We start from the raw sequence: 8,484 nt of genomic DNA on the forward strand, positions 1-8,484 counted from the left end.
CTCTTCTCCTTCTACTCTGTGATAATGTCATGTATCAATATTGGCTTCTCAGCCTTATTTCCAATTTCAATATTTTTATATAACAAGTCGATCACTGATGAGATTTCTTCTTCATTACTGTAGATCGTCAATAAGGATTCCCCTTCTTCTACCTTGTCGCCGATTTTTTTATTCAATCGCAACCCTACAGCATGATCGATCGAGTCTTCTTTCGTTTTACGCCCTGCACCAAGCATCATTGCTGCGATCCCTAATTCGTTCGCTACGATTTTTGTAACAACACCTGACGCTTTTGCCGGCAATTCATAGGTATAACGAGCTGTCAACAAACGTTCTGGTTGATCGACGATTGTCGGGTCTCCCCCTTGGTTTTTGATCATCTCTTTGAATTTCGCTAAAGCTTTTCCAGATTCGAGCGCTTCTTTAAGCAACGCACGTGCCTCTTCGATCGTTGTTGCTTTACCTGCTAGCACAACCATTTGACTACCTAAAGCATAGCACATTTCGACTAAATCTTCCGGTCCGTTCCCCTGAAGTGTCTCGATTGCTTCAACGACTTCTAAGCTATTGCCGATTGCTTCGCCCAACGGTTCAGACATATCAGAAATCACTGCCACTGTTTGGCGATCCGCCAACTTGCCGATTCTTGTCATGGTCTTCGCCAAACGTCTCGCATCATCAATATTTTTCATGAAGGCACCGTCACCTGTAGTCACATCCAACACGATCGCATCCGCACCCGCAGCAATTTTCTTACTCATGATCGAGCTAGCGATCAATGGGATCGAGTTAACCGTTGCGGTCACATCACGCAAGGCATATAATTTTTTATCTGCTGGAGCAAGATTACCTGATTGCCCAATGACAGCGACTTTGCTTTCATTCACCGTACGAATAAATTCTTCGTCAGACAGCTCGATACGAAATCCAGGAATAGCTTCCAATTTGTCTAATGTACCGCCTGTATAACCAAGCCCACGTCCTGACATTTTTGCCACTGTGGCACCAACACTTGCTACTAAAGGTGCTAAGATCAATGTAGTAGTATCTCCCACGCCTCCGGTAGAATGTTTGTCGACTTTTATTCCTTCTAATGAACTTAAATCGATCACATCACCAGAATGAGCGATCGCTAACGTTAGCTCGGTAATTTCTTCATCGGTCATATCTTGATAAAAGATAGCCATCAATAATGCACTGATTTGATAATCAGGGATTTTATCATTTGTGTAATTCGTGATAATGTACGAGATTTCTTCCTTAGATAACTGGTGCCCATCTCTCTTTTTTTCAATCAAATCGACCATCCGCATGACGTAATCCTCCTCGTCTTCATTCGGTATTATACAGGAAATTCGGAAAAGGTAAACCACTTTAGTAAACCGGTTTACTAGCTTCTCGCATTGTATCTTACCAGCTTTGTAAACACTTACATAAGCAATATAACGCCCAACTAGACCTTTGTCAATGTTTTTACGCTCTCACGAATAATTAATTTTGTTTCGAATACTTTGTTCGGAACTTTTCTTTGTGGAAATTCAATCGTATCAATCAAAAAGCGAGCCGCATAAAAACCGATATCAAAACTTGGTTGTTTGACCGTTGTCAGCTTAGGGATCATATACTCAGACAATTTTAATCCATCAAAGCCAATCACTGAAATATCTTCTGGAATACGCTTGCCCATCTCATGGATGGCTTGGTAACAACCGATTGCCATTGCATCGTTCCCACAAAATACCGCCGTTACATCTTTGTGACGTAACAAACGCTTACTTGCTTCATATCCGCCTTGAACAGTCAGGTCGCCTTCTTCGACAAACTTCCCGTTAAACGCTAACTCATGATCTTTCAGCGCATGACGATAACCGTTAAATCGCTCCTCTAATTGATAATACCCAGTTGTTTCCTTTAGCATACCAATTTTCGTATGGCCGTTTTTGATCAACAATGAGACTGCTTGATAAGCGCCTTCATATTCTTTCACGATCAAACGACCATTATCCCGACGATTCAATCCACGATCGATCAGGATGATCGGCATATTATTATAAAAACCACTATCCAGTGCATACTCTTGGGGCAACACATTTGGCGTAGCCAGTAACAAGCCGTCCACCGCTCGATGAGAAAGCTCTCTCAAGTATTTCAACTCATTTTCTTGACTATGTCTGGAGTTACAAAGAATGATGACATATCCAAGTGGATTCAAATAGCTTTCGACTCCTTCGATCACTTTTGAAAAGAAGAAATCCGTCACATCTGGCACGATCATGCCAATTGTTTTTGAGTGACGATTGATCACATTAGAAGCAAAATAATCTGGTTTATAATGATGCTCGTTCACGATCGCTAATACTTTTTTTCGTGTCTTTTCACTAAAACGACTACCTTTATTGTTTAAGATTTGTGACACAGTCGTCACTGAAACCCCCGCCATCTCAGCAATATCCCGAATTGTCAGTTTCACCTTTGTTCCCCCTTTTTATATGTAAATTCCTTAACAGTGTACCAAATGGTTTTCGAAATGGATAGAGGAAAAAAGGGCTTGTCCAAAAGTAAATCAGTAACCTATAACTATTTGCTAGGTAAACTTGATAAACGACGTGTTCTTTTTCAAGGTTACCTCTCACTTTCCCGTCAGTTAACTTTATTTACCTTCCTCCAATGACTAAACCACTTGATATAGGTGCGCATCTTGTACATTGGGCCACACACCCTTTTGCAAATTGTAACCATACAATAAAACACCAATTAAACTCAATATTTCTGAGCTAATTGGTGTTTTGACATCCTGGTACACTTAATCAGTTAAAGAAATGACTACTCATTCCTTCGACTGTTTCCTTGTTTTTATGCGATTATTTTTAATCTTCTTTCACGCTTCGGATAATATAATATCCTTTATCTTTGATCACGATTTCTGCGTTACCAAATGTTTCCTGCATTTTCTTTTGCGCGCTAGGTGCGCCTTGTTTTTTCTGAATGACGATCGTTAAGGTACCACCTGTACGCAAACGGACATAGGCACCAGTCAGGATTTCATGTACGACTTTTTTGCCTGCACGGATCGGCGGATTGCTGACGATTGCAGCATAGTCTGTTTCTGCAACCTCATCATAAATGTTTGACTGGTAGATCGCTACATTTTTGATTTGATTGCGCTTCGCATTTCCTTGTGCCAAGTCCACTGCTCGAGCATTGATGTCTACCATCTCCACAAAACGTTCACTCGCATATGCAAGAGAAAGCCCGATTGGACCATAGCCACAACCAACATCCAAAATTTTGCCTTCAGGTAACTGCGTCCATTCAAAAGCATCGATCAATACGCGTGAGCCATAGTCGACTGTTTCACGTGAAAACACGCCCGAGTCTGTTACGAACTGAAAGGTTTTTCCTCTTAACTCAAATGACCATTCATCAAACTCATGAGCAGTCTCTGGGTGTTCGGAATAATAATGATTCGTCATAGTTTCCATCCTTCTCATCTATTAGATGTTCATAGTCTATCGTGTTCCTTGAGAAGGTGCAAGCGAAACTGTGTTTCATCGAGGTTGTGACAGAAGTGTCCAGCTCCGAGAAATAAGCCAGGAAACCCGAAAATTGTTTTTCAAATTTTTGGGTTTCCTGACTTATTTCCGAAGGAGTTGCTTCTGGAACACCGTTTCTTCGGTTTTCTTTTATAAATAAAACCATTTAATCGCGATACGGAAGAAAAAACTTTTCTTAGCTGCTCACTCTTCTCCTTTTTCGGTATTTGCGTAATCTGTTTCGTGAAAGTAGAGAAAATATCAATAGAAGTCCCATAAACCCTACTATTATCGTTTTTAAGAAGACAAATATCTCCATGATATCTCTATTCATGAAACGCGCATGATTGACTATTACTTCCACTGCCCTTTATGATATGGATGAAAAAATAATCATATTAGGTGAGGTTACTCTGAAGAACATAGGTTATCGCTCGGAAATGTCGAGAGACAGTAACGAGTAAAGCAGGGATTGTCGGATTAAGGCTTTTCCAAGATAACTAGAACTTGTTTCTTACGTCTCAGAAAGCCAAAGCTCAATTAACGTGATTACAATTGCGCCTTACAATTGCAAATTACACTATCCAATGTTTATTTGAGTACGCCGCCCTTTATGTATTAAGGAGGCTTTTTTATGTTGTCAGTAAACCTCACGCCACCAAAAAATCAGTAGAAAACCGCTTTAAGTAAGCGTGTCTTATTCCACATTCTTTTGCTTTCTTAGGTGTGTTGATTCCCTTTCCTAGTTGAGATTCACTTCATCCATTGCAACCTATCAATCACTAGCCTTCGATCTAGAGTCTATGAATCATTGAATCGCATAAAAATCAACTAGCAACCGTTTAAACTGTCACGTTTCATTTCCTATTAAAAGTAATAGTGATTCGTTTCACATTTATTAAGGAATGTTTAATCTCTATGCGTCCTGCTATATAACCATTGTTTTTTAAAAAGGCGCATGAGAAATTTAGGGGGAGAATAAAATGTTAAAGGAGGCATAGGTGTATGTCGATCGAAAAATTAGAGTATTTCTATATGATTGCCCGTTTCAATAGTCTTTCACAAGCTTCAAAAGAGCTCCATGTCAGTATCTCCTCATTAAGTAGTTCGTTAAAAAGCTTAGAACAAGAAATCGGGGCTGAACTATTCGAACGTCATGGCAAAAAAATCAAGTTGAGTAGCCATGGGAAATCGATTCTTCCTTCCGTAGAATTGATTTTGGCGGAAGCGAAGAAATTGAATATCTCATTAAATGAATCAGTAGATTATCCTTCTTTGCGTGTTGGCACAAGTGATGCATCGTTTATCTTTGAAGCAGACAAGTATCCAACTCATCATCAAAGCTTTACGATCGACTACCGCTATGTTCCTTCATTGGACTTATTGAATAAACTAAGCCAGAAAGAAATCGATTTTGCGATTACTTCTGCCACCTTAGATCACCCGAAATTTGTTCAAACAAGGTTGGCGACTTTAGAACTCAAAGTAGCAGTCAGTGAATATTTACTAAAACCAGATGGTGCATTGTCCACGGAGATACTTGAAGAGCTACCTTTTATCTTTTTACTCGATCATGTCGAACATCAAGTGATCACAAAAAAAGTAGCACAACAGCTGACGAGCGAACCAAAATATATTGTTTGTCCAGATAGCTTAGGGGCAATGAAGATGATCACAGAAGGCAAAGGAATGTTATTAGTCAATCCCTTTGCACAAGAACTCTTAACCATTGAACCCGTTTGTTTTGTCTCTTTACCAACATTTCCGACCATTCATTTTTATCTTTATAAAAATAGTGAATCAAAAAACTTTTACTTCTATCCAGAAGTTGAAAAAGAAATCCAAGCAATCTTTACTCAAAAATGTCACAAAACTTTAGAAAGAACCTCGATAGAGAATCAACCCTCTTACTTGTCAAAACGATAAGCCTTACTGTCAAACTAAAGACAAGAAACACAAGATCAAAAATAAATGCAGGCAAGAAGCCAACCCAGAAATATTTGACCTCAAAAAATAAGTAAACATCCACAAAATCTACCCTTAAAAATTTTGTGGATGTTTCTTTTTTATTTACTGAAATCCCGTCTATGCTCTCCCCGCCTTTCTGTTATGAAAAAAAACGGAATACTTATTCTTCCATCCTTTGATTTGAGAAAAACCAATGAGTTTCTCGACTAAGTGGTAGGGTTTGATGCTCTTTTATGTTAAAATAAGTCCATTGATGGGAGAATCCAGGAGGCTATGTATGAATGATCCAATGAATTATTACCGTGTGGCAAGAGAAGAGTGGCGCGAATTTTACCGAAATGGTCAAGCTCCATTGACACAAGATGAACTAAATAGTATAAAAAGTTTGAACGACCGTATTTCCATGCAAGATGTTCGCGACATCTATGTACCACTTGCACACTTGATCTTTCTTCATATGAAAGAGTTTGAATCCCTCTCTCTGAGCAAAGGGTTATTCCTACACAAGTACGTCCAAGTTCCACCGTTTATCATTGGGATTGCCGGAAGTGTCGCAGTTGGTAAAAGTACGACTGCACGCTTATTACAAATGATCTTGTCTCGAACATTCAAACGAAGAAATGTCCAGTTGATCACTACCGACGGCTTCTTGTATCCGAATAAAGTCTTAAAAGAACGTGGCATCATGGATCGGAAAGGATTTCCAGAAAGCTATGACATGGAAATGCTGATCGACTTTCTTAACCAAGTAAAATCTGGTCAAGAAACAACGAAAGTACCGGTCTATTCCCACGATGTTTATGATATTATTCCCGATGAATATGAACTGATCCAACAACCGGACATTTTGATCGTCGAAGGAATCAATACGCTCCAACTGCCAGCCAATCAACAAATTTACGTCAGTGATTTTTTTGATTTTTCTGTTTATGTGGATGCAGATTCTGAATTGATCGAAAAATGGTATTTGGATCGCTTTGGTGCATTACTTGATACAGCTTTTCAACATCCACAAAACTATTACTATCAATTTGCCATTGGCAATCGTGAGGATGCATTCAAAATGGCAAGAGATGTATGGAAAAATGTGAATTTGAAGAATTTGAACGAATATATCTTGCCTACTCGTGGAAGAGCCGATATAATTCTCCATAAAACTGAAAATCATATCATCGATTCGATTTTCATGCGAAAATATTAGCATTTTAAAATAGTTCAACTATTTTGAGATAAATTTTAAAGGGATAGGGGTAATAAATGTGACGAACGTTGCCGATATGACAAACGTTGAAAAAATCATCGTACTAGATTACGGTAGTCAATATAATCAATTGATTACACGACGCATCCGTGATTTAGGTGTTTTTTCTGAATTATTGAGCCACCGCATTACAGCTGAAGAAGTGAAAGCCATGAATCCGAAAGGGATCATCCTTTCTGGAGGTCCAAACAGTGTCTATGACGAAAATGCTTTTGGCATTGATCCTGAAATCTTCAATTTAGGGATTCCAGTGTTAGGGATTTGTTATGGTATGCAATTGATCACGTACAAACTTGGCGGTTCTGTTGAGCCAGCGAAAAACCGTGAATACGGAAAAGCATTACTTGAAGTAACAGCAGATGATGCGGCGCTATTCAGCCAAACACCAAAACAACAAACCGTTTGGATGAGCCATGGAGATCTAGTGACGAAAGTACCAGAAGGTTTTGAAACTGTTGCTACAAGTAACGACTGCCCGATCGCATCGATCCAAGACAAAGAACGTAACTTCTACGGTATCCAATTCCACGCGGAAGTCCGTCATTCAGAATACGGAATCGAATTATTACGTCATTTTGCTTTTGACATTTGTCAGTGTGAAGGAAATTGGACAATGAACAATTTCATCGACATGCAAATCGAAAAAATCCGTGAACAAGTCGGCGATAAAAAAGTCCTACTTGGTTTATCTGGCGGAGTGGATTCAAGTGTCGTTGGTGTCCTTTTACAAAAAGCAATCGGTGATCAATTAACATCGATTTTCGTTGACCACGGTCTATTGCGTAAAGGTGAAGCAGATCAAGTCATGGAAAGCTTAGGCGGAAAATTCGGCTTGAACATCATCAAAGTAGACGCAAGAGAGCGTTTCTTAGATAAACTTGCAGGTGTCTCTGATCCTGAACAAAAACGTAAAATCATCGGTAATGAGTTCGTATACTTATTTGACGACGAAGCAACAAAACTTGCTGGCGAAGAAGGCGTATCTTTCTTAGCACAAGGAACACTTTACACAGACGTAATCGAAAGTGGAACAGAAACTGCCCAAACGATCAAATCACACCACAACGTAGGTGGCTTGCCTGAGGATATGCAATTTGAATTGATCGAACCATTGAATACACTATTCAAAGACGAAGTCCGTGAATTAGGTACACAGCTTGGTATGCCTGATTCAATCGTTTGGCGTCAACCTTTCCCTGGGCCAGGTCTTGGTATCCGTGTCTTAGGTGAAATCACTGAAGAAAAACTTGAGATCGTCCGTGAATCAGATATGATCTTACGTGAAGAAATCGCCGCTGCCGGTCTTGACCGTGACATCTGGCAATACTTCACTGTCTTACCAGGCATCCGTTCTGTGGGTGTAATGGGCGATGGACGTACGTATGACTACACAGTCGGCATCCGTGCAGTCACTTCGATCGACGGCATGACAGCTGACTTTGCGCGTATCCCATGGGATGTACTACAAAAAATCTCTGTACGTATCGTCAATGAAGTCGCACACGTGAACCGTATCGTGTACGATATTACCTCTAAACCACCAGCAACTGTGGAGTGGGAATAGGATAATCAAAGAAACCGTGAATCCTTTGTTAATGAAGGGATTCACGGTTTTTTTCGGCTCTTTGTCAATAAGGACTGATGAGTGCAATCAAGTGAAATCCGGAAGAAGAAGTGAACACTTCTTCTCCGGATTTTCTTCGTTATTTGACGTGAATGACT

At 39.7% G+C, this 8,484-nt stretch carries 6 protein-coding genes and 1 riboswitch; of the genes, 3 read left to right on the forward strand and 3 right to left on the reverse strand.

Going from position 1 to position 8,484, the window contains the following annotated elements; all coding sequences use genetic code 11:
- Positions 1-11: 11 nt before the first annotated feature.
- The 3 genes from JZO83_RS07320 to JZO83_RS07330 form a co-directional block, all read right to left on the reverse strand.
- On the reverse strand, positions 12-1,313 hold the full coding sequence (locus JZO83_RS07320; RefSeq protein ID WP_207115371.1) for a pyrimidine-nucleoside phosphorylase: 1,302 nt from the start codon (positions 1,311-1,313) through the stop codon (positions 12-14).
- A 140-nt stretch (positions 1,314-1,453) separates the two neighbouring features.
- A complete protein-coding gene (locus tag JZO83_RS07325; RefSeq protein ID WP_206854657.1) occupies positions 1,454-2,470 on the reverse strand; it encodes a substrate-binding domain-containing protein in 1,017 nt (338 codons plus the stop codon).
- A 397-nt stretch (positions 2,471-2,867) separates the two neighbouring features.
- Complete coding sequence (locus JZO83_RS07330; RefSeq protein ID WP_207115372.1) at positions 2,868-3,473, reverse strand: class I SAM-dependent methyltransferase; 606 nt, start codon at positions 3,471-3,473, stop codon at positions 2,868-2,870.
- Between the two features lie 447 nt (positions 3,474-3,920).
- Positions 3,921-4,088, forward strand: a riboswitch (M-box (ykoK) riboswitch).
- Positions 4,089-4,538: 450 nt separating this feature from the next.
- Between JZO83_RS07330 and JZO83_RS07335 the strand changes: the two genes are divergently transcribed.
- The 3 genes from JZO83_RS07335 (at position 4,539) to guaA (ending at position 8,326) form a co-directional block, all read left to right on the forward strand.
- On the forward strand, positions 4,539-5,459 hold the full coding sequence (locus JZO83_RS07335) for a LysR family transcriptional regulator (RefSeq protein WP_207115373.1): 921 nt from the start codon (positions 4,539-4,541) through the stop codon (positions 5,457-5,459).
- 319 nt (positions 5,460-5,778) lie between these two features.
- Positions 5,779-6,702 (forward strand): type I pantothenate kinase, encoded by a 924-nt coding sequence (gene coaA / locus JZO83_RS07340; RefSeq protein ID WP_206854670.1) that lies wholly within the window; start codon positions 5,779-5,781, stop codon positions 6,700-6,702.
- Between the two features lie 58 nt (positions 6,703-6,760).
- Entirely contained in the window at positions 6,761-8,326 is a 1,566-nt protein-coding gene (gene guaA / locus JZO83_RS07345; protein ID WP_207115374.1) for a glutamine-hydrolyzing GMP synthase, read from the forward strand.
- Positions 8,327-8,484: the final 158 nt, after the last annotated feature.

Origin of the sequence: Enterococcus sp. DIV1298c, assembly GCF_017316315.1 — a bacterium.
Classification (GTDB): Bacteria; Bacillota; Bacilli; order Lactobacillales; family Enterococcaceae; genus Enterococcus_B; species Enterococcus_B mangumiae.